The sequence below is a fragment of the Caballeronia sp. LjRoot34 genome (assembly GCF_964253815.1).
Lineage (GTDB): Bacteria > Pseudomonadota > Gammaproteobacteria > Burkholderiales > Burkholderiaceae > Caballeronia.
This window is the reverse complement of the sequence record NZ_CAXUSB020000001.1, coordinates 1-24809: the sequence shown is the minus strand read 5'-3', so window position 1 is coordinate 24809 and position 24809 is coordinate 1. Positions and strand designations below refer to the sequence as shown.

Annotated in this window: 18 protein-coding genes; 7 read left to right on the top strand and 11 right to left on the bottom strand. The window is 58.5% G+C overall.

What is annotated here, in order from left to right; genetic code table 11:
* Positions 1–26: 26 nt before the first annotated feature.
* Positions 27–491, bottom strand: coding sequence for a MarR family winged helix-turn-helix transcriptional regulator (locus tag ACSQ36_RS00090; protein WP_436180508.1), 465 nt, complete (start codon positions 489–491; stop codon positions 27–29).
* Positions 492–590: 99 nt separating this feature from the next.
* Here ACSQ36_RS00090 and ACSQ36_RS00085 point away from each other — a divergent pair, with 99 nt between their 5' ends.
* Positions 591–1361, top strand: coding sequence for a hypothetical protein (locus ACSQ36_RS00085; protein WP_436180507.1), 771 nt, complete (start codon positions 591–593; stop codon positions 1359–1361).
* A gap of 69 nt (positions 1362–1430) precedes the next feature.
* Here ACSQ36_RS00085 and ACSQ36_RS00080 read toward each other — a convergent pair whose 3' ends face one another.
* Positions 1431–1601 carry a hypothetical protein gene (locus ACSQ36_RS00080; RefSeq protein ID WP_436180506.1) on the bottom strand — a complete coding sequence of 57 codons (171 nt, stop codon included), beginning with the start codon at positions 1599–1601 and terminating at the stop codon, positions 1431–1433.
* A 314-nt stretch (positions 1602–1915) separates the two neighbouring features.
* Complete coding sequence (locus tag ACSQ36_RS00075; RefSeq protein ID WP_213765091.1) at positions 1916–2236, bottom strand: DUF4148 domain-containing protein; 321 nt, start codon at positions 2234–2236, stop codon at positions 1916–1918.
* Between the two features lie 266 nt (positions 2237–2502).
* Here ACSQ36_RS00075 and ACSQ36_RS00070 point away from each other — a divergent pair, with 266 nt between their 5' ends.
* The 3 genes from ACSQ36_RS00070 to ACSQ36_RS00060 all read left to right on the top strand — a co-directional run bounded on the left by ACSQ36_RS00070 (position 2503) and on the right by ACSQ36_RS00060 (position 5491).
* Positions 2503–2688, top strand: coding sequence for a hypothetical protein (locus tag ACSQ36_RS00070; protein WP_255631420.1), 186 nt, complete (start codon positions 2503–2505; stop codon positions 2686–2688).
* Positions 2689–3071: 383 nt separating this feature from the next.
* Positions 3072–4004 (top strand): 2-hydroxyacid dehydrogenase, encoded by a 933-nt coding sequence (locus ACSQ36_RS00065; RefSeq protein WP_436180505.1) that lies wholly within the window; start codon positions 3072–3074, stop codon positions 4002–4004.
* Between the two features lie 122 nt (positions 4005–4126).
* Positions 4127–5491 carry an MFS transporter gene (locus ACSQ36_RS00060; RefSeq protein WP_436180504.1) on the top strand — a complete coding sequence of 455 codons (1365 nt, stop codon included), beginning with the start codon at positions 4127–4129 and terminating at the stop codon, positions 5489–5491.
* A 166-nt stretch (positions 5492–5657) separates the two neighbouring features.
* Here the strand turns inward: ACSQ36_RS00060 and ACSQ36_RS00055 are convergent, their stop codons facing one another.
* From ACSQ36_RS00055 to ACSQ36_RS00045, 3 genes are all read right to left on the bottom strand, one after another.
* Positions 5658–7409: a tetratricopeptide repeat protein gene (locus ACSQ36_RS00055; RefSeq protein ID WP_436180503.1), complete on the bottom strand. Its 1752-nt coding sequence runs from the start codon at positions 7407–7409 to the stop codon at positions 5658–5660.
* Positions 7410–7622: 213 nt separating this feature from the next.
* Positions 7623–9005, bottom strand: coding sequence for an ATP-dependent RNA helicase DbpA (gene dbpA / locus ACSQ36_RS00050; RefSeq protein WP_031361009.1), 1383 nt, complete (start codon positions 9003–9005; stop codon positions 7623–7625).
* Between the two features lie 13 nt (positions 9006–9018).
* On the bottom strand, positions 9019–9216 hold the full coding sequence (locus tag ACSQ36_RS00045; protein ID WP_047895277.1) for a hypothetical protein: 198 nt from the start codon (positions 9214–9216) through the stop codon (positions 9019–9021).
* Between the two features lie 234 nt (positions 9217–9450).
* Between ACSQ36_RS00045 and sbcD the strand changes: the two genes are divergently transcribed.
* Positions 9451–10674 carry an exonuclease subunit SbcD gene (gene sbcD, locus ACSQ36_RS00040; protein ID WP_436180502.1) on the top strand — a complete coding sequence of 408 codons (1224 nt, stop codon included), beginning with the start codon at positions 9451–9453 and terminating at the stop codon, positions 10672–10674.
* On the top strand, positions 10671–14108 hold the full coding sequence (locus ACSQ36_RS00035) for an AAA family ATPase (RefSeq protein ID WP_436180501.1): 3438 nt from the start codon (positions 10671–10673) through the stop codon (positions 14106–14108). Before sbcD ends, ACSQ36_RS00035 begins: the two co-directional genes overlap by 4 nt.
* Positions 14109–14126: 18 nt before the next feature.
* Here the strand turns inward: ACSQ36_RS00035 and ACSQ36_RS00030 are convergent, their stop codons facing one another.
* Complete coding sequence (locus ACSQ36_RS00030; protein WP_436180500.1) at positions 14127–15413, bottom strand: tetratricopeptide repeat protein; 1287 nt, start codon at positions 15411–15413, stop codon at positions 14127–14129.
* Positions 15414–15869: 456 nt separating this feature from the next.
* Here ACSQ36_RS00030 and ACSQ36_RS00025 point away from each other — a divergent pair, with 456 nt between their 5' ends.
* Positions 15870–17381 (top strand): Fic family protein, encoded by a 1512-nt coding sequence (locus ACSQ36_RS00025; protein ID WP_436180499.1) that lies wholly within the window; start codon positions 15870–15872, stop codon positions 17379–17381.
* A 204-nt stretch (positions 17382–17585) separates the two neighbouring features.
* On the opposite strand, the gene ACSQ36_RS00020 is transcribed toward ACSQ36_RS00025, so the two are convergent.
* From ACSQ36_RS00020 to dnaA, 4 genes are all read right to left on the bottom strand, one after another.
* Positions 17586–18701 carry a type I restriction endonuclease gene (locus ACSQ36_RS00020; RefSeq protein WP_436180498.1) on the bottom strand — a complete coding sequence of 372 codons (1116 nt, stop codon included), beginning with the start codon at positions 18699–18701 and terminating at the stop codon, positions 17586–17588.
* Positions 18702–19003: 302 nt separating this feature from the next.
* Complete coding sequence (gene gyrB / locus ACSQ36_RS00015; RefSeq protein WP_436180497.1) at positions 19004–21475, bottom strand: DNA topoisomerase (ATP-hydrolyzing) subunit B; 2472 nt, start codon at positions 21473–21475, stop codon at positions 19004–19006.
* Between the two features lie 147 nt (positions 21476–21622).
* Positions 21623–22726: a DNA polymerase III subunit beta gene (gene dnaN / locus ACSQ36_RS00010; RefSeq protein WP_158935897.1), complete on the bottom strand. Its 1104-nt coding sequence runs from the start codon at positions 22724–22726 to the stop codon at positions 21623–21625.
* Positions 22727–23216: 490 nt separating this feature from the next.
* Positions 23217–24809: chromosomal replication initiator protein DnaA (gene dnaA / locus ACSQ36_RS00005; protein ID WP_213765074.1), on the bottom strand; the 1593-nt coding region annotated here is incomplete at its 5' end.

Sequence of the window (24809 nt, the reverse complement as noted above, 5' to 3'; positions counted from 1 at the left end):
ACTTCTGCCACGCGAGCTACGGTCAATCAGGAATCGACGAGCCGGTTGAGCAGCGCCACGGTGGTCGCGAGCTCGTCTTGTTCCGCAGACGTCAGCTTGGTTCGGATCGCACGGAACAACCAGTCTTCGCGGGCCGCACGGCTCGCCTTGATCCACTCGCGGCATGCGTCAGTGAGGGACAAAATGGTCTGACGTCCATCGGCCGGATCCGGCGTGCCGGTCACAAACCCGGCCGCCTCGAGGGCAGACACGGTGGCGCCCATGGATTGCGGGCGCACACCTTCGGCGCGCGCAAGCGTGGTTACGGTCGCGGGACCCTCGCGCTCCAGACGGCTAAGGGCTGACATCTGGGACAAAGTGAACTCCCCCAGATTGGCTTCTTCGCGCAACCGCCGCTTCAGCTTGCCAAGCACCACGCGCAATTCCCCCGCGACAGCGTGCGCATGCGCGACTTCCGGATCCGTGTGTTGTGTTTTCTCGTTCGTGTTCATGACCGTACGTTAGCAGATACCAAGTCAAACTACAAAGTTAAACTTTGTATATGAATCGGTAGACGTCAACCGGGAGCGGAACATGGGCAGCATGAAGATATGAGCGAATGGCAGTCGTCTGCGGATCAAGCGATCCGGATGCGGGTAGCGTGGCGTTACATGCTCTGCTCGGCGACGGTAAATGGCGTGAATGGTCCGATGGCGCCAATACGCATCTTGTCTATGATCTATGAAACGACAGCGGAAGATTCGGCGGCGCTAAACCGCCCCGCCAATAACAATGCATTTATCAAAGTTGGCGAAATCCTTATTTTTCACCGTAAAAATCTTCCCGAAAGCCCTACCAGCTTTATGGTCGCTAATGGAGGATTACTGAAGCGGAATTGTTCCCCCCTATGCATTGTATTTTGGGGCGTGCAAAGACCCGTCCGAGTCGAAAGTTTGAGGTTCACAGGCCCTACCCAGCGCATTCCGGCCTTTTTGCACGCGTTGTTTCCGTTTTTTTCAATTACTAACAACCATATTTACTTCGGCACGGGAAAATCACCAATCAAAAATCTCGTTTACCGAGGAGGCCGAATGCACGCCATTCCACTCAACTATAACGATCATGTTTTGGTGCCCCTTGCAGCCGGCGAGCGCGGCAGTTTTGCGTCGATGGTCATTGTCACCAAACCAAACGGCGCGCGTTGGGCATCGGGCGTACTCGGCCACTTCCCCGAAGCGGCCGACGCCTGCCGGTTTGCTATCGAATATGGAAAAGCAGAGGTTGACGGACGAAGGCATCCGCGAGCAGTGAAGTCACCTGTCGAAACTGAACTGGGAGCGAGCCACACAATTACTCCGCGCGCCTCCACCCCTGCGCCATGAAGTTTCGTCACTCACGTCTTCTTTGCCCACTGCAAGTCGCGAGTGGGCTTTTTGCTTTTTAGCGACGCATTAATGCTTATGGTGCATCCAGCTCATGTGATGCGTATCGAGCCACTCGCGCATACGTAGCCGTCCGCGGCCGTCTTCCGGGTGCTCGCGTCGGTACCGGCGGCCCAATATGGCAGCAATAACTATCAGGACCGCAAGGCCCACCACAAAACCGATCATCGACTCAGTCATGGCCGCCTCCTTGATGCGTCACAGCTTGCTTATATTTTAGGTCACACATTTTGAAATGCGAATCTTGCCGCGTGCAAGCGCTGTCTTTGTTGCGCGTTCGGAAGCTGCCTTTTTATGTACCGTCGAAAGACGCAAAAAAAGCCCAGACAGCGAAGCTGGGCTATTCCACCGCGATTAAACCCGTTGAAGAAGGTGCGGATTCAGCCTTTTACAGGTCTGTGGCGCAAACATCCTGCTCGCCAGGGACCGCATTGCCGACGACTCACGTTCGCTAGTCGCCGGCGTCCTGTCATACCGCGTGATGATTAATGTGATTAATGGCCCATGTATATCGAGCGCACGTTGTCGCCGGATGAGGATTGCACAGCGGCCCCGGAATCCGACGAACCATTAGCCACGCCACCATAGCTGCTGGTACCGCTATTTTGGGCCGCGACGCGTGCTTCGGCAGCTTGAATGTTGGCTGGGTAGTCGTAATCGTTCGATGTTGCCGGGTTATAGCCGGCTTTCTCAATCTGGACCAATTGCGCCTTCACTTCGGCGCGCGTCAACGGTTGTTGATTCGACTGAGCAAACGAAACGGCCGGGACGGCGAGCACTGCGGCAACTACAACGGCTTGAATGAGCGACTTCATAATACTTACCTCCGAATCTTTGTTTGTCGCGAACAACCCTGTTCGCGTTCTGTGATTCCAGTGTAGGCACGCCGTTTCTGAAAATTAAGCGCGATGGGCGCAAGACATTATTGTTGTTTTAGGTGTAAACCCTATGAACATTTGAGGGCGGATACCCGACTCGGCGCTGCCTGTAATTTTCCGAAACCAACTCGCGACGCACGACACAATTCCATCCGAACAATCGCCCGGTTCGATCTCTCTAATGTCCAATAGGGAGAAAAATCATGATCAGGCTCTTTCTTGTCGTAGGACTCGCGATCGGCCTTTCAGGATGCATCGTCGCGCCGCCTTATGGGTACGCCCCGGCGCCGGGATATGGATACGCATACGCACCGGGGTATTACGCGGCGCCGACAGTTGGCGTAGGGATCGGGTTTGGTGGTGGAGGCTGCTGTTGGCGGGGAAGGTGATCGGTTTGGAGGTAGGCTTACCGCGAGCGATCCGGTCATTGTCAGCGAGGATGGCCAACGCGCGTCGCGGTACGTAAGAAGTTCGTACAGGGGCTGTCGTCGCGGATGTCATGAAGCCGCTATTCCCAAGCCGGATACGATACTCCGCTTGCAGCTTCTTAAACGACATATAAAACGTTAGAACTACGAACCAGGTGAATGCGAAAACCGTCATCAAGTTGCCGTGACCGAATCGCAGTTTCAGCCATCGAAAGCACCATAGAGGCAGAGGATTGGCCGAAGTTCTAACGTGTCTCGACGTTTTTGAACGTGCGAAGGGCGCCCCACCGCCATCTCAAAAAAATGCGAAACTTGGCCCTTCGCTCCTTCAACCCCTCGCGCCCATGCTCCTCACCGTCCTCGTCCTGGTTCCGCTTCGACCCGAAAACCAAATCACCGTCGCCAACGCCTTCAACGTCATTACAGCGCTCGATCAATCCGCGATCGAGCGAGCCCTCACCGACCACGCCGACGAAATCCGCGCTGTCCTGACAAACGGCACCATCGGCATCGACGCAGCGTCCATCGCGAAACTGCCGAACCTCGAGCTGATCGGCGCATTGGGCGCGGGTTACGAAAACATCGCGCGCGATGCGGCGCAGGCGCGCGGCATCGTCGTGGTGAACGGCGCGGGGACCAACGATGATTGCGTCGCCGATCACGCCTTCGCGCTGCTTCTCGGGGTGGTTCGCCAAATCCCCGTGCTCGACCGCGCGTGCCGTGCGGGCGCCTGGCGCGACGACCTCCCGTTCCAGCCGAACTTCTCGGGCAAGAAACTAGGCGTGATCGGCTTGGGCAATATCGGCAGGAAGGTGGCTAAAAGAGCGCAAGGCTTCGATATCGAGATCGGTTATCACAATCGCCGGCCGCAACCGGACTCGGCGTATACGTACTTCGACTCAGTGATCGCGCTGGCCGAATGGGCCGATTACCTCGTGGTCGCCACGCCGGGCGGCGCATCGACGAAACATCTGATCGACGCCAGTGTGCTCGCCGCACTCGGCTCAAAAGGCTACGTGGTGAACGTAGCGCGCGGCAGTGTTGTGGATACCGCCGCCCTGGCGGACGCGCTCGAACGCGGCGTGATAGCCGGCGCGGGACTCGATGTCTACGAAGGCGAGCCCACCCCGCCCGCGTTGCTGACAGGCTCCGAGCGTGTCGTGCTGACGCCGCACGTGGGCGGGCGCTCACCGGAGGCAGTAGCGGCCTCGGTCCAGATGTTCGTCGATAACGCCACCCGGCACTTCGCCGGCGAGGCGGTACTGACACCTGTTTGAAAGCTCCTGCGGGGGTGCTCGGCGAGCTTCGTCACGATCCCGTATCGTGTCGGACTATTGCCGATCACGTCCAATCCTAAAAAACTGTGTCAGACCAGACCCCTCTTCCTACCGACGGTCCCATGACCGCGCTCCAGCGTCGCGGCATGGCGGCCATGCTGCTCGCCGTTTCGCTCGCCACGCTCGATACCGCCATCGCGAATACCGCGCTTCCGGCCATCGCCGCCGATCTCCACGCAACGCCGGCCGCGTCCGTCTGGATCATCAACGCCTATCAGCTCGCGATGGTCGCCACGCTGCTGCCGTTCGCGGCGCTGGGCGGTATCGTCGGGCATAGGAAAATCTATCTGGGCGGCCTGATCCTGTTTCTCGTGGGGTCGCTGACCTGCGCGCTGTCGTGGTCGCTGCCGTCGCTCACCGCGGCGCGGCTGTTGCAGGGCATTGGCGGAAGCGCGGTGATGAGCGTGAACACGGCGCTGATCGGAGCAATCTATCCGCATCACCGGCTCGGACGCGGGTTCGGGCTAAACGCGCTGGTGGTGGGGATATCGTTCGCGGTCGGGCCGACGGTTGCGTCGATCGTGCTCTCGCTCGGGCCCTGGCCGTGGCTGTTCGCGGTGAACCTGCCGATTGGGCTGGTGGCGTTGGCCATCGGCTGGACGGCGTTGCCGCAAACGCCGCGCGCCACGCACGGCTTCGACCGCGTGGCGGCCGGACTGAACGTGGTCACGTTTGCCGCGCTGGTCTTCGCGCTTGGCGAAGCGGCTCAGCAGGCGCCCACGCATATCGTGCTGATCGCGCTCGCGGTGACGGTCGTGGCGGGCGGATTGATGCTGCGTCGGGAACGCGGTCATCCGGCGCCGATGCTCCCCGTCGATCTCTTCAAGCGGCCGATGTTCGCGTTATCGACGGCAACCGCCGTGTGCTCGTTCGCCGCGCAAGGACTGGCGTTCGTGTCGCTGCCGTTTTATTTCGAAAGCGTGCTTGGGCGCAGCCAGGTGGAGACCGGCTTCCTGATGACGCCGTGGTCGGTAATGGTGGCCTTGCTGGCGCCGGTCGCCGGACGCTTATCGGATCGATACCAACCGGGGCTGCTGGGCGGCGTCGGCCTCGCAATCATGTGCGCAGGCATGGCGTCGCTGGCGTTGCTGCCGGCTCATCCCCATGCACTCGATATCTGTATTCGCATGGGCATATGCGGCGCGGGTTTTGGATTTTTCCAGTCGCCCAATCTGAAGGCGCTCATGGCGAGCGCGCCGCGCGAGCGCAGCGGCGGCGCAAGCGGCGTGGTGGCAACTGCCCGGCTGATCGGCCAGGCGACCGGCGCGGCGCTGGTCGCGCTGAGCTTTGGCATTGCCGGGCATCATGGGCCGACACTGGCGCTGGCAATTGGCGCGGGATTCGCAGGCGCGGCGAGTATTGCAAGCGGTTTGCGGCTGATTACCCGCGATAAACCCAGCGAAGTGATGCAGACAGCAGAGAAGTAAACCGCGATTACGCTATGGCGGCGTCGCGCAGCGCAAGACGCACTAGCGCGAATCGCCGAGCCAGTCGGACGACGCGCCGCTACTGTGCATCACACGTCGTAGGCGCACGCGAGAAGCAGTTGCAGATCGGGTGACCGTCCGCCGCATCTTGCGAGCGCAAAAACATTCACCCCGCCATCAGCGCCGCTTTAGCCCGCGCCACCGGCTCAGTCCAGTCGCCCAGCGTAGTCTGCTTGAACAAACGCATGCCTGGATACCACGGGCTGTCGTCTCGATCGAGCATCCAGCGCCAATCGTAATTCGCCGGCAGGAACACCCAGACGGGCTTGCCGAGCGCACCAGCCAGATGGGCAACCGATGTATCTACCGTCATCACCAGATCGAGTTGCTCGATCAGCGCGGCGGTATCGGCGAAATCGTGGATGTCGTCCGTCAGATCGTGGGGTTTCAACGCGCAACCGGGTTGCGCGAGCTGGTCGCGCGCTGCGCCCTTCTGCAGCGAAAACCACTCGGTGTTCGCCACCTCCGCGAACGGTGACCACGCGGCGAACGGCATCGAGCGGAATTGATCGTTGCCGAACGTCGGACTGCCCGCCCACACGATGCCAATCTTCCTGCGCGCGCCCGCCAGTTTTTTCACACGCGCCGGCCACGAGCCGATCCGCTCGGCGCTTACGCTCATATAGGGCGTGTCGGCGAGGACGCCAGGAACGAGATGGGCCACGCGGTGCGGCACGCTCATCGATGGCGTCCAATAGTCGTATTCCTTCGTCGGACAAATAGGCAGCGCCCGGCGCACTCCGCGCACGCTCTGGACCAGTTCCACGATGTTCGCCGGCACCCACACATCGACGGTGGCACCCATCCCTTCAAGCACCGGCAAATAACGCGCGAACTGGATCATGTCGCCGTGCCCCTGCTCGCCGGCGACCAGCAGCGTCTTGCCTTGCAGCGATTCCCCGCGCCATTCCGGCACCCCGGGAACGTTCATCGGCTTGTACTTGCTCGAGCGCCAGCGCACTTCGTGCAGCGCCCAGCCTTCCTTGAACCTGCCGCGCCTTAACTGCAGCAACGCGAGATTGTGCAGCGCGTCGGCGTGATCGGGGACGAGTGTCAGTGCGTGCCGATAATGCGGTTCCTCCTCCTCGAAACGGCCTTGCGAGCCGATAGCCGCGCCGACGCAGACGTGAATCTGCGGATCGTCGCGCAAGGTCAACGCCCGGCGATACTGCGCCTCCGCCTCCACGAATTCCCCGGAAAGCCCGAGCGTCGTGCCGAGATTCACGTGCGCCTCGAAGTGGTCCGGCCTGAGCGCCAGTGCTCGATGCAAACTGGCGACAGCTTCGTCGAATTGTTTCAGTTCGCGCAGCGCGTTGCCTTCGCCGAAATGCGCGTAGAAGTTGCCCGGGCTCCGTGCAAGCGTCTCGCGATAGACCGCCAGCGCTTGGTCGTAGCGCTTCGCGGAAGCGAGCGTCGAGCCGAGGTTCAAACGGGCGTCGATTAAATCGGGATCTTGCGCGAGCAACATCTCGTACTGTTCGATGGATTCGTCGAAGCGGCCTTGCTTTTGCAGCGCTGTGCCAAGGTTGTTACGCGCGTTGACGAACGCCGGGTCGATAGCGAGGGCGCGCTCGTGACACTCCACAGCATGGGGAAGATCGCCTAACGCCACCGCCACCAGCCCGCGATTGCTCCAGCACGCGGACACATCGGGGGCAAGGCCAAGCGCGCGATCCAGCAACGTCGCGGCGTCTTCGTTGTCGCCGCGTTGATGCAGCAACACACCGAGGTAATGCAATGCTTCGACGTGATCGGGATGTTCCTTGAGAATCGCGCGATAACCACTTTCCGCTTCGGCCATACGGCCTGCCTGATGGAGATCTAAAGCGACGGCGAGCGGTGCGGAGAGTTGATTCATGGCGGGCGTATTCATCAAAGTGGATAACCTCTCGATGCTAAGCGCTGCCTTCCCGTCCAGCTATCAGATTGCTCCTATCCCTTGTTTCTTCATTTGAAGTTATGCGTTTCGCGGATTGGCGGGCGGATATGCGTGCATACGCATATCCGCCCTGACTGGTTTCATTGATTCACGAGTGCAAATTGCAGGCCCGGTGCGCCAATGTCAATGCGCTTAAATGCGTCGCACCTTTACCTTCTTGCCCTTCACCTTCCCCGCCGACAGCTTCTTCACCGCCTGATCCGCAATATCCCGCGCGACCGCCACGTACGTGACCATGTCCGTCACATTGATCTTGCCGATCTGCGAGCCTTCGAAACCCGCGTCACCCGTCAGCGCGCCCAGTACGTCGCCGGGACGAATCTTTTCCTTGCGGCCGCCGAGGATCTGCAACGTGGCCATGGGCGGCTGAAGATGACCCGGCGTCGCCGGCGTCAGTTCGCTCAGCTTGTGCCATTCGACTTCCTTTTTCTGCGCCTGTTCGATTGAGCTCACGCGCGCCATTTCATTCATGCTCGCGAGGCTCAGCGCCCAGCCTTCCTGGTCCGCGCGGCCCGTGCGGCCAATGCGGTGAACGTGAATCTCGGGATCTTGCGTGACATCGACGTTGATCACCGCTTCCAGTTGCGTGATATCGAGCCCACGCGCGGCCACGTCGGTCGCGACCAGCACCGAGCAACTACGATTGGCGAACTGGACGAGCACCTGATCGCGTTCGCGTTGTTCGAGTTCGCCGTGCAGCGCGAGTGCGTTAAAACCTTGCGCGACTAAAACATCGAGCAAGTCGCGGCATTGCTGTTTTGTGTTGCAAAACGCGAGCGTACTGACCGGCTGATAGTGATCGAGCAACTGACCCACGGCATGGAGACGTTCGTTGTCGTGGACTTCGTAGAAACGCTGCTTGATCTTCGAATTCGTGTGCTGCTCGGTGAGTTTGACTTCCTGCGGCTTGCGCAGGAATTGCTGGCTCAGTTTCGCGATGCCTTCCGGATACGTCGCGGAAAACAGCAGCGTCTGGCGATCCTTCGGACATTGTTTGACGACCGCGACGATGTCGTCAAAGAAACCCATGTCGAGCATACGGTCGGCTTCATCGAGGACCAGCGTTTTCAGCGCGGTCAACGGCAGCGTGCCGCGCTCCAGATGATCCATGATCCGCCCGGGCGTTCCCACGGCAATATGGCAGCCATGTTCAAGGCTCGCGATCTGCGGGCGCATGGGCGAGCCGCCGCACAGCGTCAGGATCTTGATGTTGTCCTCCGCGCGCGCGATTCGGCGAATCTCCTGCGTCACCTGATCGGCGAGTTCGCGCGTCGGGCACAACACGAGCGCCTGCACGGAGAAAAGCCGCGGATCGATCTTCGCGAGCAGCGGCAACGCGAACGCGGCCGTCTTGCCGCTACCCGTCTTGGCCTGCGCGATAAGATCGTGGCCTGCGAGCGCGATCGGCAGGCTGGCGGCCTGGATCGGGGTCATCGTGAGATAACCAAGTTGTTCGAGGTTCGCCAGCATGGCCGGCGAAAGCGGCAGGGCGCTGAAAGAAGTAGGCGTGGTCATGAGGGTGTTTTACTTATTTTGCGGCAGGTTTCGGCGGGACCGAATTGTCCTGCTCGTAGGTGATCGTGCCGTCGGGCGCGTCGTGACGCAGCACCTTGTTGCGCGCGCCGCACATGGGGCAGCGGAACATCAGGCCCTGACCTTCGTTCTTGATGAGCACGTCGGCGAGTTGCCATTCGGCGCCGCACGGCTGGTTTCGGCAGATAAACATGATTGATTTGAGCGTAATTGATGGGGTTGCGGCGTGAAAAGGGCGCCGGCGAGGCCAGCGCGTACTGTTTCCGCGCAATTAGAAGCCGAAGTGTACGCGTACACGGCGCGATTGCCTCGTTTTACGGCGTTTTCCGGAGCTCCGCCGGTCCGTTTCGCGGCTTGGGGCGGGTCGATCGGCTAAACTGGCAGCCACTAAAACGATGCGCGGCAACGCCTTCCACCCTACTCCCCGATGCGAATCCTGCACACCTCGGACTGGCACCTCGGCCAGTACTTTCTTGGGCATTCACGCCAGGCCGAACATCAAAAGCTGATTGCGTGGCTGGTCGAACAGACGCGGCTGCACGCGGTCGATTCGGTGCTGATAGCCGGCGATATCTTCGATACCGGCGCGCCGCCCAGCTACGCCCGCGAGCTCTACTACACGCTGATTCTCGCGTTGCGCGACGCGGGCGTCGGCTTGACGCTGCTGGCGGGAAATCACGATTCCGTCGCCGTGCTCGAAGAGTCGCGCAATTTGCTGACGGCGTTGAATACCGTCGTCATTCCTTCCGTGCAGGACGATCCCAACGAACAGGTTCGTGTGCTCACCACGCGCGACGGCAAGCCCGGCGCGATCGTCTGCGCCATCCCGTTCATCCGTCCGCGCGACGTGCTGCAGAGCATTGCGGGGCAGAGCGCACGCGATAAACAGGAGTCGCTGCAAGACGCGATTCATGCGCATTATCAAGCGCTGTTCGCGCTCGCTGAGCAGAAGCGCGCGACGCTTGGCGCGCATTTGCCGATTATCGCGACCGGGCACCTAACGACGGTTGGTGCGAGCGCGAGTGAATCGGTGCGGGAGATTTATGTGGGCGCGCTGGAAGCCTTTCCGACAAGCGCGTTTCCGGCAGCCGATTACATCGCGCTCGGGCATATTCACCGGCCGCAGAAAGTCGGCGGTTTGGATCACATTCGCTATAGCGGATCGCCGATCCCACTGAGCTTCGACGAAGCGCGTCAGCAGAAAGAGATGCTGCTTGTGGATGTGTCGACGAACGGCCTTGAACGCGTGACCGTGCTCGACGTGCCGTGCTTTCAGCCGTTGTTGTCGGTGAAAGGGTCGTTGAAAGAGCTTGAGGCTGCGGTCTCGGCGGCTGCGTCTCAGGCTGTTGAAGGCGAGACCGTGTGGCTCGAAATCGTAGTCTCCGCCGATGACTACCTCAGCGATCTCCAGTCGCGCATCCAGAAGATCACCGAAGACCTGCCGGTTGAAGTGTTGCGCATTCGCCGCGAACGTTCTTCTGTCTCCGCCGCATTGCAATCGCAAGCGAAGGAAACCTTGAACGAGCTCACGCCCGACGATGTATTCGCGCGCCGCCTGCAAACGGAAACCATCGACGAGGAAACGCGCTTGCAGCTTTTATCGATGTATCGCGAGGTCGTCGCTGAGATTGGCGAGGCGGATGCAGCATGAAGATCTTGTCGTTGCGTTTGCGGAATCTGAACTCGCTGAAGGGCGAGTGGAAGATCGACTTCAGCCAGCCGCCGTTTCGCGATAACGGCTTGTTCGCGATCACCGGCCCGACCGGCGCGGGCAAGACCACCTTGCTCGATGCGATCTGCCTCGCGCTCTATCACCGCACGCCGCGCATGGACACCGTCTCGCAAGGGACGAACGAGCTGATGACGCGGCACACGTTCGAATGCCTCGCGGAAGTGGAGTTCGAAGTGAAGGGCGAAGGGTATCGGGCGTTCTGGAGCCAGCGTCGCGCACGCGATAAAACCGACGGGAATCTGCAGGCGCCCAAGGTGGAACTCGCGCGTCTGGATGGCACGATCATGACCGAGCGTATCGTGGATAAACTGCGGCTTGTCGAGAGCATCACGGGACTCGATTTCGGCCGCTTCACGAAGTCCATGATGCTCGCGCAAGGTGGCTTCGCCGCGTTCCTCGAAGCGAAGGCGAACGAGCGCGCGGAATTGCTCGAAGAGCTCACCGGTACCGATATCTACGGCACGATCTCGCAGAATGTGTTCGAGCGGACGCGCAATGAGAAGCTTGCGCTGGATACGCTGCTCGCACGCGCCGATGGTGTTCAGCTCCTGACGCAAGAACAGCGGATCGGCTTGCAGCAGGAACAGACCACGGTTGGCGAACAAGAAACGGCACTCGGCAAGCAACTCGATACAACGCGCGCGATGTTGGCCTGGCGAGCGGCGTTATCGGCAGCGGAGGTGCAGCTTGAGCAAGTGCTGACGAACCAACGGCAAGCTGAATTGAAGATCGCCGATGCCAAGCCTTCGCTCGATCGTCTCGCCGCAAGCGAGCCTGCCGAAAAGCTTCGCGTCGATCATATGGCGATGCTCGCAGCACGCGACAGGCATGTGGCAACGTCTGGTCAGCTTGCGAGCGCCAAGACGGACAAGCAGGCTGCATCGCTCGATGCGGCGCGTGGTTTACGTCTGGCATCAGTGATAAGTGGAAGGATTGTCGAGCTTCGACAACGCACACTAAGCGAGATTCTGGCCGACGCAAAAGCCATTCAGTCCGCACTCGATGAACATCCGCATCGAAGCAAACTGGGTGAGCAGATTGTGTTGTGGCAGCAGCAATTCGCGGCGCGCCAGCAGACGTTGGCCGACATTGAAGCGACCGGCAAAAGGCGCGACGAGTTAATGCTCACGATCGGTAAGCAAGCCCAGGCGATCGATGTTCAGCGTAATGCCGTACGGGACGCAACGATCGCAGCCGAGTCCGCGCGCAAAGGCGAAGCCGAGCAGCGCACGAAGCTTTTGACGCTGTTGAACGGTGAGCATGAAACTGCTTTGAAGACGCGATGTCAGCGGCTTCAGGATCAACATCAAGTGTTCGGCAAGCTTGCGCATATCGGCGAAACGATTGCTCGCGGGACCAGGCAACTCGCGCTGGATCGCGAAGAACTTGCGCAGAACAACGCATCGTTCAAGCCTCTGCCGGAACACCGCGATCGTCTCGCCAAGGAGATTGAAACGCTCGTCGAGCAGATTGAGGACAAACGCAAATTACTGCATCAGGAACAGCGCATTCTTGATCTCGCCGGTCATCGCGCGGCGTTACAGCCTGGAGAAGCCTGTCCTTTGTGCGGTTCGATGGAACACCCGTCGATCAGCGCGTATGAAGCGCTCGATGTCTCCGTGACCGAGCAAGCGTTGAAAGACAAACAACTCGCGTTAGATAGCAAACGCAAGGAAGCCTTGGCGATCGATGTCGGAATCGCGGGATTGAGCGTGGCGATTGAACAACTCGGAAAACGTATCGATACATGGATCATCGACGCCGGTTTGCACGCCGCAAGTTGGACGCAGTTATGCGCCGAACTTGAACTGGAAGCGATTGAGCAAAACGCGCTCGATACCCATGCGCACGAACACGCGACCAAGTTGAAGCACGCGCACGAAACGCTTGCTGCGGTGGATCGACAGAAGACAGTGATCGAGCAGCACGCGAACGCCGCGAATGCGGCGGAGCGGAAGTCGCTCCAGCATCAACACGATCTCAAGCTGCTTGAAGAGAAACAAAGCTCTGCGGAAAAATCGCTTAAGGAAACCGCGGATCACTCGGCGTCGCTGCAGAACGCACTGGTTAAACGAGAACAAATGCTCGATGAATCGGTCACGTCCGTTGGTTACGTGCGTCCCGATTCATGGACTTCATGGCAAACATGGCTCACGGATCGCGACGCTGAATGGAAGGCGTGGCAGACGGCATCGGATAAAAATCGCGTGTTGACACAGCAAGCCGATCGCGCGCGGCAGGCGCTTAAAGCGGCGTCGTCCGAGGCGGAAAAATGGTCCACGCGATGGACCGCTTGCGAAGCGGATTTTGTCGAATTGGAGACTGAGGTTGTTGCCGAGACCAACGATCCCGATGCAGCGTTTTCATCGGCAATACAGCGCTACGAAATCGCACGCGATAAAACCAGCGCGCTCGAAGGTACGCTGCAAACGCTAACGATACGTCTGAGCGAAGACATCGAACGCGCGGAGAAAACATCGGCGGCATGGACGAGTGCGTTAGCCAAAAGCGTATTCGCCGATGAACAAGCGTTCGCCGAAGCGCTGCTGCCGAACGAAGAACGCGAGCGCTTGCAAACGCTGAAACGCGAACTCGATGATCTGTTGATGACGGTGCGCACGCTGCGCACGAACGCGGAAAATCATCGTGCGGAATTGTTGAAAGAGCCGAAGACCGAACAAGGTGCAGAAGCATTGCAACGCACGGTTGATGAACTGCTTGCCACGTTGAAGACACTCAGCGAAAAACAAGGCGAACTTCGCGCGACGCTCAAGAACGACGATCGGCTGCGTGTGGAAAAGCAGGCGTTATTTGAACAGATCGATGCTCAACGCACGCGTTACGACTTGTGGCAACGCTTGAGCAGTCTGATCGGTTCCGCCGATGGCGCGAAGTATCGAAAGTTTGCGCAGGGCCTGACGCTCGATCACTTGATCTACCTTGCGAATCGGCAACTCACGCAACTGCATGGGCGTTACCAGTTGAACCGCAAACTTGCGGGCGATCTGGAAATGGAAGTGCTCGATATGTGGCAAGGCGATATTGCGCGCGACACGCGCACGTTATCGGGCGGTGAAAGCTTCCTGGTGAGTCTTGCGCTGGCGCTGGCTTTATCGGATCTGGTGAGTTTCAAGACTTCCATCGATTCGCTGTTCCTCGATGAAGGTTTCGGCACGCTCGACGGCGAGACGCTGGAGATTGCGCTCAACGCACTCGATTCGTTGAACGCAAGCGGCAAGATGATCGGTGTGATCAGTCACGTGGAAGCGCTCAAAGAGCGCATTCCGTTGCAGATCAGAGTGACGAAAAGCGTGGGAATCGGCTTTTCGACGGTGGAAGTGGTGGGCGCATGAGAAGCGCTTATTAGTGGCTTATTTGTCGAGGCTGATCACGACTTCCTGCGACGCAATCTTCTCGACCACGAAGAACGGCATGTCCAGACGCCATTCGCCATTCCGAACGGTCGCGTGGTAATCGAACAATGGCTTGCCATCTGCCGAACTAAAAATCAGCCGTTGCTCGGTGCCTTCGAGCAGCATGCTTTTGCCGCCGATCGCCTGATAGCTCGTATTGCTGCCGACATGGAATTTTTCCGTGTTCCATCTGTTTGGCGCGTGCGGTGGGAACGGTTTGGCATCGTGGAAGCCGAACAGGTCGTCGTGAGACAGTACGCTTTTACGTAACGTTGGCCACACGTTCTCGCGCAGATAATGCTGGTCGATGAAGCGCCCGCTCTCCGTGTTCTTCGCAACGAATTGCTGCATCGAGCCGACCGCGTTATGCAGGATGCCTGCACATCCGCCCCACAAACCCGCGAGAATCAATTCCGTGTGGGTGAAGTAATCGCGGATGATGTGGAAGTAATACGGACTATTCACCCATTCCTGTACCGCTGCATATTCGCGCTCGGACAGCAGCGCGTCGGCATCGCGGAGAAGGAAGCGTTTCACGCTCGAATCATCGATCACGAGAAAGCGCCACATCAGCGGATGAACGCCCGAGTCGCGCTCCATGAAAACGACTTCGGCGCCGGCGTCTTTCAGCCTGCGTTGAACGTGTTCGGGCACCGTTGCATCGAGATAAACGCGACACGTCCAGCCCTCGAACACGTCGCGCGTTATCTCGGCGTTCATGACAGCGGGCTCGCAGTATCGCGGATTCGATCCGAACAGTGAGTAGGCGATCACGTTTTCTGCGGGGTTTGCGGGGTTGAACGCGGGCGGTGGGGAATCGGGAATCGGCTCGCTCGGATTAGCGCCGCATTTAGCGTCCGAAGCGCGTAACGAGCGTAGTCCGTACTCGCGCATTTCGTCGGTTTTGCCTAGCCAGCCGCACACTTCCACCAAGCCATCGAGCCATGTCGCCGACGCCAGCTTGCGCTGGCTCGCCGGTGCATTGTGGATGCTCATATAGACCCGGTACGCGTGATCAAAAGCTTGGGTACGCATCAGGCACAAGGCGTAGTCCGGCAGGATAGACATGTTGCCGGGCGTGATCTGAAGCGCTTCTTCCGCGAATTTCGCGCCGCTTTGAAAATCGCCGATTGAATAAGCCGCGCGAAATTTCTCTGCGATGCTGACAAGCCGCGCCTGGGCGGCCGCATTGTTCTGGCGCGCGCCGACGGATTGTTTCGTTTGTTGAAAATTAGGTCGGGCCATGAAGTCTTATCGGTTATTAGCGAACGGGCATTGTTCGTACGCGCGCTTGTGCCGCAGCGCCGAACTGCTCGGAGGTAACCGTGGACTTTATATGGAGCGATGCCCGTTGCCGACGCTTGAGATCGTTTTTCACAATTTCGCGGCGTGTAATCAACGGGTGCCGGTAGCCGCGGGACTCGCACGTGACTTGGCTTTAGCTAATCCACACGAATCCTATGCGCACTGAAGCGGCCGGCTAGCGAGCCTCGCCCGTCATAAGAAAATCTGAGAAAGGATGGCGAATCGTAAAAAAATCTGTGTGCGGATAAGAAAATCTGCGGCGCCACTGGATTTTGCGGGTTTTGAGCTGCCTTCGTAAGAAAAAATGGCACGGAGGGCCGATTCGTAAGAAAATCTGTGTTCGGATAAGAAAATCTGCACGCGCCCCTGTGTTTGCAAATTTTTTATGGAGCCAGGATGACGGCCGTTGGCTATCAATACTTACACCAGAAGCTGGCCGCAGGCGCGCAAGCGCCGCGACGGCCTGCGCTCATCAAGCCAGTTACCCGTTTGACGGAGATCAACGGATGCCTGGCGGTACCGCGGCATATTGCGCCGCCTGACGACGCCTACCTTGAGCATGTCCTGTTCGCGCTGAAACACGAGGGCACCAACTTAGGTATTCTCGCGCAAGCATTGCCGACGATTAGCGCAGACATTCTGATCGCGGAACTAAAGCGTGCGCCAAACGGCATTTTCATCCGAAAAGCCTGCTTTCTCTGGGAGGCGTTCACTGGCGAGCGGCTACCCGACGCCCCCGCGGTTGGCGGCGCAGCCGTCGGACTCTTCGACTCGGAGCGCTACATAACTGGCCCTTCGGTCCGCAATGCACGTTGGCGCGTCGATTTCAACGGACTCGGGTCGTTACGCTATTGCGCAACGGTCGAACAAACACCTGCGATCGTTAGTCTGCTGGATTCAGACATTCTTGGTCGCGCCCAAGAATTCATGGCGTCACTGCCGGCCGAGATGATGGATCGGGCTATCAACTGGGCCTATCTTCACGAAACGCAGGATTCGTTCGCCATTGAGAAAGAATCCCCCTCCGAAGACAAGGCACGCCGCTTCGTGGCGCTTTTGCGGCAGGCTCATGAGCGCCACCCGTTGAACGAGGAGTATCTGGTCGAGTTGCAGAATATCTGCGTCACTAATCCGCTCGACCAGGCCGCGGGATATCGGAGCCAGCAGAATCATCTGCAAAACGGCTTGCGAGGTGCGGCCGGGGTGACGTACGTCCCTCCTCCTCCCGAGATGCTGCCTGAACTGATGGACGAATGGATGGCGTTTGCGAATGCCGCTCCGACTCAGATTGATCCAATCGTTGCGGCAAGTATTTCTTCATTCGGCTTCGTGTTCCTCCATCCCTTCATGGATGGCAACGGCAGGCTTTCACGCTTTCTCATTCATCAAGCGTTGTGCTCGTCCGCGAAACTTCAACACGGACTGTTGCTCCCCGTTTCGATCGCGATGAAGCGTCATGAACTGGCGTACCTGGAAGCACTCCAGGGTTTTTCCAAGCCTCTGCGCGAGCATTGGCGAGTCCTCTGGATCGACGACGCAAACTTTGAGTTCGAGTTTCTTGGCGATCCTTCCATGTACCGGTACTGGGACGCCACGTCGGCTGTTGAATTCGTCCTGCGAATGGCAGATGAAGCCCTTGAAGTCGAGTTGCGGCGCGAGACGCAGTTTCTTCGTCACTACGACACGGTGTTGCGCGCCGTGAATGACCGCTTCGATGTACGCGGCAGTACGCTCTCGACGCTCGTGATGATGTGTCTGGACAACGGCGGCGTGGTCTCGAAAAACCGCCGTAAACAGTTCGTCGGAATCGTACCGGAGGCTGTGTTCGAGGCTATCGAGAAGGCAACGAAAGCGGTGCTTGAGGTCGAGTCCGAAGACGCCCCGCGGATGGGGAACTCTTCCCTGTGAGTCATTGCGAAAGCGCCCTCTCCTCACTTGAAGGGCTTACTGGCCGGGTAAATCAACGTCTCTCTCGTTCTACCCATCATGCGTCCGGAGTACCGGCAGGGGGCAGACAACTCTATGGGACACAACCCATCAATGTCATTCAACCGGCTTGACGACTTGGCAGGTCTGCCCTTCGTCAAGCCGTTCGAATGAGACAACATTCTTTCAAACAGCTGCTACGTCACTAACGTTTTCTTTGATCGGTGCTGACTTCAAGTAAGCCCCGACGCACGCCTGGAGACGTTCGCCAAAGTCGAAAAGCTGGTCAAGATTGACAATAGGAACTCTTTCTTCCTCTTTGCTTTCGTTGAAAAAGCCCACGACTAGACGGCTTTCGTTGTTGAACCTTAGTCGACAGATCGGCTTGCGATTGTTGTCGTCGAATAGGATTGCGCAATAGCTTGCCGAGACGCGTATGAAAATGCGGCCGGGCTTCACGACCGGGCGAAGGATGGCTCGTATGATCTGGAACGCTTCCAATTCTGTCTCCGAGGTAGTGAACACCTGATCCGACTCGGGGGTAGTCTCAGTGATGTTTACCTGTACCGCTGAAGGGATACTTAGCTCTGGAGTCATGGCCCCTTTTAGTCGCTCGTTGATCTTGTCACTCACGAGTTGCTGAAATGCCTGCTTGGTGACTTCCGTGAACAGGTCCTTGACTGCATTTTTAAAGTGCTTGCCAATCAAAAACTCAGCCGACGCGAGACGAACAAACTCCTCGGGAGGGTTGAACATCCAGGTGCTCAACGTGTTCTGAATAGAGCGGGTGTATTTCAGGTGATTTGCAGTGGTAAGTATGATTTCAAGATCAAAGATGGTCTTGGCAAATTTCTTTAGCTCATCGACGTCCTGGTCACGAAAATCCAGAATGTTGAACTCAAAAAACGGCTTGTCGTCCATCATGTTCGGTTTTTCGAGATCAGTGAAAAACTTATACACGGTACCGTTGGTCAATACGCCGAATCGCGCTTCCGTGGAATGGAAGTAGCGAAAGAGTTGACTAGCGTGGTTGATATGTAAGTCAGCACCGCTTTTCTTACATTCAAACAGCATGATGGGTCGGCCATCCTTCAAGATTGCATAGTCGACCTTTTCACCCTTTTTGGTTCCGACGTCCGCAATAAGCTCCGGCGTCACCTCCAGCGGATCAAATACGTTGTACCCCAACAGCTGAATAAACGGCATCACCATCGCATTCTTAGTGGCCTCTTCAGTTTGTAACAAATCTTTGGCGAGTCCGACACGAGATGCGAGCGCTCTAACTTCGTCGATGAAATCCACCTTATTGTCCCCTTATGATTCGGCGATAAGCACCGCCATGAAGGGGCATTCTCGTTTTCGAGATAAACGTTTGCAAGAAATAAGTTCGGAATCCATAGAAATCGGCAACGTTTCTGTACCTTGATACTTCTTGAATGTCGTGGTCAAAAGCGACGAACAGAGGGGTTACATCGTCGCTGAGCAACCGGATCGTGCCTAGGCCGTCGCCCACAAACAAAAGCCAGTCACATCCAAAGATGTGACTGGCTTTTTTCAAGCGAGTTGTTGATCGTCCTGCCGACTATCTCAAGATAGTCACAATCTCAAACGTCAATATTCCCCGCCCGCAACGCGTTCGATTCAATAAACGCGCGACGCGGTTCAACGTCATCGCCCATCAGCGTCGTAAAGATCCCATCGGCTGCAATCGCGTCTTCGATCTGAACGCGCAACAAACGCCTTACGGTCGGATCCATCGTCGTTTCCCACAGCTGCGACGGGTTCATTTCGCCCAAGCCCTTATACCGCTGCTTGGTCACATTACGCTCCGCATCGGCGATCAACCACTTCATCGCGCTCTTGAAGTCAGTCACCGCCATCGACCGCTCGCCGCGCTTGATCATCGCTCCCGGTCCGATCAAACCCTTGAACGTATTCGCGGTCGTCTGCAGTTGCTTGTAATCCGCGGTCAGCTGGAAGTCTTCATCGATAACCGAAACCTTCACGTTCCCGTGATGCCGGCGATTGATATGCAGCGACCGGATCTCGCGCACCGCGTCGTAAGCCGGCTCGACCGTCACTTCCGGCTTCAACGGATCGGCACGCAAAGCCGCCTGCAAAGCGGCAGCCGAAGCCATGGTGGATTCTTGCGTCGACAAGTCCAGCTCGATGCCATCCATCACCGCGCCAAGCGCATTGACGTCGTAAAACCGACTGAGACGATCCACCACCGCTTGCGCGAGCAGATAAGCACGCGCCAATTCACCGAGCGCATCGCCGGTAATCGGTGTCGCGCCCTCAGCAGCAGTCAACTCCGAGCCCTGCAATGCGAGCTTCAACATATGCTGATTCAGCTCGTGCGTGTCTTTCAAATACCGCTCGTCCTTACCCGCCTTGATCTTGTAAAGCGGCGGTTGCGCGATATAAATAAACCCGCGCTCCACAATCTCCGGCATCTGCCGATAAAAGAACGTCAACAGCAGCGTACGAATGTGCGCACCGTCCACGTCCGCGTCGGTCATGATGATGATGCGGTGATAGCGCAGCTTCTCAAGGTTGTAATCGTCCTTACCCAACCCGGTCCCGAGCGCCGTGACCAGCGTCACGATCTGCTCCGATGAAATCAGCTTGTCGAAACGCGCGCGCTCCACGTTCAGCACCTTGCCGCGCAACGGCAGGATGGCCTGGAACTTCCGGTCACGCCCTTGCTTCGCCGATCCGCCTGCCGAGTCGCCCTCGACGATATAAATCTCCGACTTCGCCGGATCCTTCTCCTGGCAATCGGCCAGCTTGCCCGGCAAACCAACGCCGTCGAGCACGCCTTTACGCCGCGTCATTTCACGCGCTTTACGCGCGGCGTCACGCGCACGCGCTGCATCGATAATCTTGTTCGTGATGATCTTCGCGTCGTTCGGCGTTTCCTGCAGGAACTCCTCGAGCGCCTTGGCGACCACGTCTTCCACCGGCGCGCGCACTTCCGACGACACCAGCTTGTCCTTCGTCTGCGAGCTGAATTTCGGCTCTGGCACCTTCACGGACAACACGCACGATAAACCTTCGCGCATGTCGTCGCCGCTCGTCTCGATCTTCGCTTTCTTCGCGATATCGTGATCGGTGATGTACTTGTTCAGCACCCGCGTCATGGCCGCGCGCAGGCCGGTCAGGTGCGTGCCGCCATCGCGCTGCGGAATGTTGTTCGTGAAGCACAGCACGCTTTCGTTGTAGCTGTCGTTCCACTGCATAGCCACTTCGACCGTCACGTTGTCCTTCTCGCCAATCGCGTGAAACACGTTCGGATGCAGGACTTGCTTCGCTTTGTTGATGTATTCAACAAAACCTTTCACGCCGCCGATAAACGCGAAATCGTCTTCCTTGCCGTCACGCTGATCGGTCAGGCGAATCCGCACGCCGTTATTCAGGAACGACAGTTCGCGCATACGCTTGGCGAGGATGTCGTAGTGGAATTCCACGTTGCCGAAAATGGTGATGTCGGGCATGAAATGGACTTCGGTGCCGCGGTTTTCGGTATCTCCAACCACGGGCATAGGCGAGTACGTGATGCCGTCTTCGGTCACGAGCTCACGGTTCTGCACCACGCCACGATGAAACTCCATGAAGTGCTTCTTGCCGTCGCGGCGCACGGTGAGGCGCAGCCATTCGGACAAGCCGTTCACGCACGACACACCCACGCCGTGCAAGCCGCCCGACACCTTGTAGCTGTTCTGGTCGAACTTGCCGCCCGCGTGCAACTCGGTCATCACGATCTCGGCGGCGCTGCGCTTCGGGTCGTGCTTGTCGTCGAGCTTCAAGCCCGTCGGCACACCACGGCCGTTGTCGGTCACGGAGATGGAGTTGTCAGCGTGAATGGTGACGTGGATGTCGTTGCAATGGCCGGCGAGCGCTTCGTCGATCGAGTTGTCCAGCACTTCGAAAACGAGGTGGTGCAGACCCGTGCCATCCGACGTATCGCCGATATACATACCCGGCCTCTTGCGGACCGCCTCCAGACCCTCGAGGATCTGAATGGAGGATGCGCCATAAGCATTGTCGGGTTGCGAAATTGGGTTTTCAGTCATGGGTTTTTTTCCGGTTCTGCGTCACTACGGGGTCGCTACTGGGTCACTGCGGGGTTGCTGCGCGGTCGCTGCATGAGACTTTTCGAAACACCTTAAAAATGCCAAAGGGGCAATGCGCCCCTTGGAAAGTTTTTAGTTTTGGCCGCGTCAGATGCGCATTGGCATCACCACATATTTGAATTCGTCGTTCTCGGGAATCGTGATCAGGGCGCTCGAACTCGCGTCGCCGAGACTCACTTGCAGCATGTCGATCTTCAGGTTCGCGAGCACGTCGAGCAGATACGTGACGTTGAAACCGATGTCCACGCTGTCGCCTTGATACGCGATTTCCAGCTCTTCCTGCGCTTCTTCCTGGTCGGCGTTGGTCGACATGATCTTCAACTGACCCGGCTCGATCAGGCAACGCACGCCCTTGAACTTGTCCGACGTCAAAATGGCCGCACGCTGCAGCGAACGCTGCAATTCTTCACGGCCGATCAGGAACGTGTTCTTGTGCGACTTCGGGATCACGCGCTGGAAGTCCGGGAACTTGCCTTCCACCAGCTTCGAGACGAGTTCGACCTGGCCGAACGTGAACTTGACCTGGCTCGCGGCAATGTCGATTACCAGCGCGTCGTCAATGTCTTCCAGCAAGCGCTGCAATTCGAGGATGGTCTTGCGCGGGATGATCACTTCCTGGCGCGCGAACGATCCCTCGATTTTCATCGATGAAAACGCGAGCCGGTGGCCGTCCGTTGCAACTGCCATCAACTGGTCGCCGTCGACGACCAGCAGCATGCCGTTCAGGTAATAGCGGATGTCCTGCTGCGCCATGGCGAAGTGGACCATGCCGAGCAATTGCCGGAAGGTCTTTTGCGGAACCGACAGGCTCGCGCCGAACTCTGTAGCCTGGTTGACGGTCGGGAACTCATCGGCAGCAAGCGTCTGGAGCGCGAAGCGGCTTTTGCCGGAGCGTACCGTCAGCTTCTTGTCGGTGAGATCGAGCGACACTTCACCCGGCGGCATGGCGCGCAGGATGTCAAGCAGCTTGCGCGCGGCGACCGTGGTGGCGACCTGATCGCTGCCCGTGCCGAAGTCGGCACGCGTGGTGATCTGAAGTTCGAGATCGGTCGAGAGGAACGACACGTCGGCGCCAGTCTTCGTGATCAGCAAATTGGCGAGGATCGGCAACGTATGACGGCGTTCGACGATTCCGCTCACGGTTTGCAGCGGCCTTAGGAGATTATCTCGTTCGGTCTTGACCAGTTGCATAGAGTTCCTTCGTTGATGTGACGGCCGTCCGCCGCGAGTGTCACCGCATTCGTCACCACTTTTGCCTCCGCTTTTTGAGAAGCGTTTGCCACCGCATGGATGACCTTCGGACGGTCTCGTGTCACGCGCTTGCGGCGATTACCGCTCGCACGTGCCAGGCTTGCGCCAAAACGCCGCCCAGCGCCGCTGGACGGTCAAACCCGTATTGTGCCTCAAAACCTGACCGCTCCCTGAAAATGGGGGCAATTTCGTCAATAAACAGGCCCATTGTTTGACGCTTTTTGTGGCGCTTTTCGGCACAGGCGACAAACGGACGAGTGCACGATCATCAGCGGCCATTCCAGGCGTTTTCGCCGGCCGCACCGTGGTGCTTTGATTCGGCGTTGGTTTCTGGCTGTTCATCGCCGGCGCCCACGTACAGCCGGCAATTTCCCGCACCTTCAGCGTCTTTTGCATCGCGCGATGCGCGCCGCGCTGCCGCGCGGAACGCTCAACCTTTCAGCGTTTGCTCGAGCACGTGCAGTTCGTGGTTCAACTGCGCGTCCGTGCCTCGTTCCGCCGAGATTTTCCGCACGGCGTGCAGCACCGTGGTGTGGTCACGGCCGCCGAACAGTTCGCCGATTTCCGGCAGGCTCTTCTGCGTGAGTTCCTTCGCCAGATACATGGCGATCTGACGCGGCCGCGCGATGTTCGCCGGCCGCTTCTTGGAATACATGTCGGCGACTTTGATGTTGTAGAAGTCCGCCGCTGTCTTCTGGATGTTTTCCACCGATATCTGCCGGTTCTGCACCGTCAGCAGGTCTTTCAGCGCTTCCTTGGTCAACTCGATCGAGATCTCGCGGCCGTGGAACCGCGAAAAAGCCAGGATCTTGCGCAACGCCCCTTCCAGTTCACGCACGTTCGAGCGCAAATGCTTGGCGACGAAAAATGCCACATCCTCCGACAAACTCACGCCTTCCGATTGCGCCTTGCGCATCAGGATGGCCACGCGCATTTCAAGCTCCGGCGGTTCGATGGCGACCGTCAGGCCGGAGTCGAAGCGTGAAATCAGCCGGTCATCGATACCCGAAATCTCCTTCGGATACGTATCGCTCGTGATGATCACTTGCGCCTTGTTCGCCACCAGCGCCTCGAACGCGTAGAAAAACTCTTCCTGCGTCCGCGATTTGCCCGAGAAGAATTGGATATCGTCGATCAGCAGCAGGTCGAGCGAATGGTAGTAACGCTTGAAGTCATCGAAAGCCTTGCGCTGGTAGGCCTTCACCACGTCCGACACGTATTGCTCTGCATGGATGTAGCGAATGCGCGCGCCGGCCTTGTCCTGCAGCAACTGGTTGCCGATTGCGTGAATCAGGTGGGTCTTGCCCAGACCCACGCCGCCGTACAGGAACAGCGGGTTGTACGAAATGCCGGGGTTATCGGCGACCTGGATCGCGGCGGCACGGGCGAGCTGATTCGCTTTACCGGTGACGAAGTTATCGAAGGTGAGGACGGGATTGAGCTTCGAACGCTCGTAAGCCGAATCGTTTTCCCCATTCGACGACGCCGTGCCGCCCGGCCGCCAGGTCCGGCGCGCTGCGGCAGCTTCGTTGGCGTCGAGGCTCGGCAGGTCGAGATCGCCGTTGTCGGCCTGGTCGTTATGTTGCAGCGATTGCGCGTGCTGCGCGGCTTCCGCCGCGAGCGCGTTGATGTGGGCGCTCGCGTTCGCGTGTCCGCCGTTGCTTCTTTCGGCGGGCTGCGGCGCCGGGCGCTGCATGGGCTGGGAAGCCGGCGCGCCAGCGGGCATGGATGCAGCGGACGGCGCAGGCGCGCCGCCCATCGCCTTGCGCGCGGTGGCTTTGGGGTCCAGAACAAACTGGATATCTACGGGTGCGTGCCAGAAATCCCGGGCCATATCGGCGATACGGCCGGAAAACTGGCTCTTCACCCAGTCGAGCTTGAACCGATTGGGCGCGGCGATGCGCAGCGTGCTCGCATCGGCATCGAAGTCGACGAGGGCCAGCGGTTTGATCCATGTGACGTACTGCTGTGGCGTAAGTTCGCGCTCCAGCAATGCGGAACAGTGTTGCCAAAAATCGTTCAT

Excerpts from the sequence above, each read along its gene's own strand:
- ACSQ36_RS00090 (WP_436180508.1), bottom strand. The coding sequence starts at position 491 with ATGAACACGAACGAGAAAACACAACACACGGATCCGGAAGTCGCGCAT.
- ACSQ36_RS00085 (WP_436180507.1), top strand. The coding sequence starts at position 591 with ATGAGCGAATGGCAGTCGTCTGCGGATCAAGCGATCCGGATGCGGGTA.
- ACSQ36_RS00080 (WP_436180506.1), bottom strand. The coding sequence starts at position 1,601 with ATGACTGAGTCGATGATCGGTTTTGTGGTGGGCCTTGCGGTCCTGATA.
- ACSQ36_RS00075 (WP_213765091.1), bottom strand. The coding sequence starts at position 2,236 with ATGAAGTCGCTCATTCAAGCCGTTGTAGTTGCCGCAGTGCTCGCCGTC.
- ACSQ36_RS00070 (WP_255631420.1), top strand. The coding sequence starts at position 2,503 with ATGATCAGGCTCTTTCTTGTCGTAGGACTCGCGATCGGCCTTTCAGGA.
- ACSQ36_RS00065 (WP_436180505.1), top strand. The coding sequence starts at position 3,072 with ATGCTCCTCACCGTCCTCGTCCTGGTTCCGCTTCGACCCGAAAACCAA.
- ACSQ36_RS00060 (WP_436180504.1), top strand. The coding sequence starts at position 4,127 with ATGACCGCGCTCCAGCGTCGCGGCATGGCGGCCATGCTGCTCGCCGTT.
- ACSQ36_RS00055 (WP_436180503.1), bottom strand. The coding sequence starts at position 7,409 with ATGAATCAACTCTCCGCACCGCTCGCCGTCGCTTTAGATCTCCATCAG.
- dbpA (WP_031361009.1), bottom strand. The coding sequence starts at position 9,005 with ATGACCACGCCTACTTCTTTCAGCGCCCTGCCGCTTTCGCCGGCCATG.
- ACSQ36_RS00045 (WP_047895277.1), bottom strand. The coding sequence starts at position 9,216 with ATGTTTATCTGCCGAAACCAGCCGTGCGGCGCCGAATGGCAACTCGCC.
- sbcD (WP_436180502.1), top strand. The coding sequence starts at position 9,451 with ATGCGAATCCTGCACACCTCGGACTGGCACCTCGGCCAGTACTTTCTT.
- ACSQ36_RS00035 (WP_436180501.1), top strand. The coding sequence starts at position 10,671 with ATGAAGATCTTGTCGTTGCGTTTGCGGAATCTGAACTCGCTGAAGGGC.
- ACSQ36_RS00030 (WP_436180500.1), bottom strand. The coding sequence starts at position 15,413 with ATGGCCCGACCTAATTTTCAACAAACGAAACAATCCGTCGGCGCGCGC.
- ACSQ36_RS00025 (WP_436180499.1), top strand. The coding sequence starts at position 15,870 with ATGACGGCCGTTGGCTATCAATACTTACACCAGAAGCTGGCCGCAGGC.
- gyrB (WP_436180497.1), bottom strand. The coding sequence starts at position 21,475 with ATGACTGAAAACCCAATTTCGCAACCCGACAATGCTTATGGCGCATCC.
- dnaN (WP_158935897.1), bottom strand. The coding sequence starts at position 22,726 with ATGCAACTGGTCAAGACCGAACGAGATAATCTCCTAAGGCCGCTGCAA.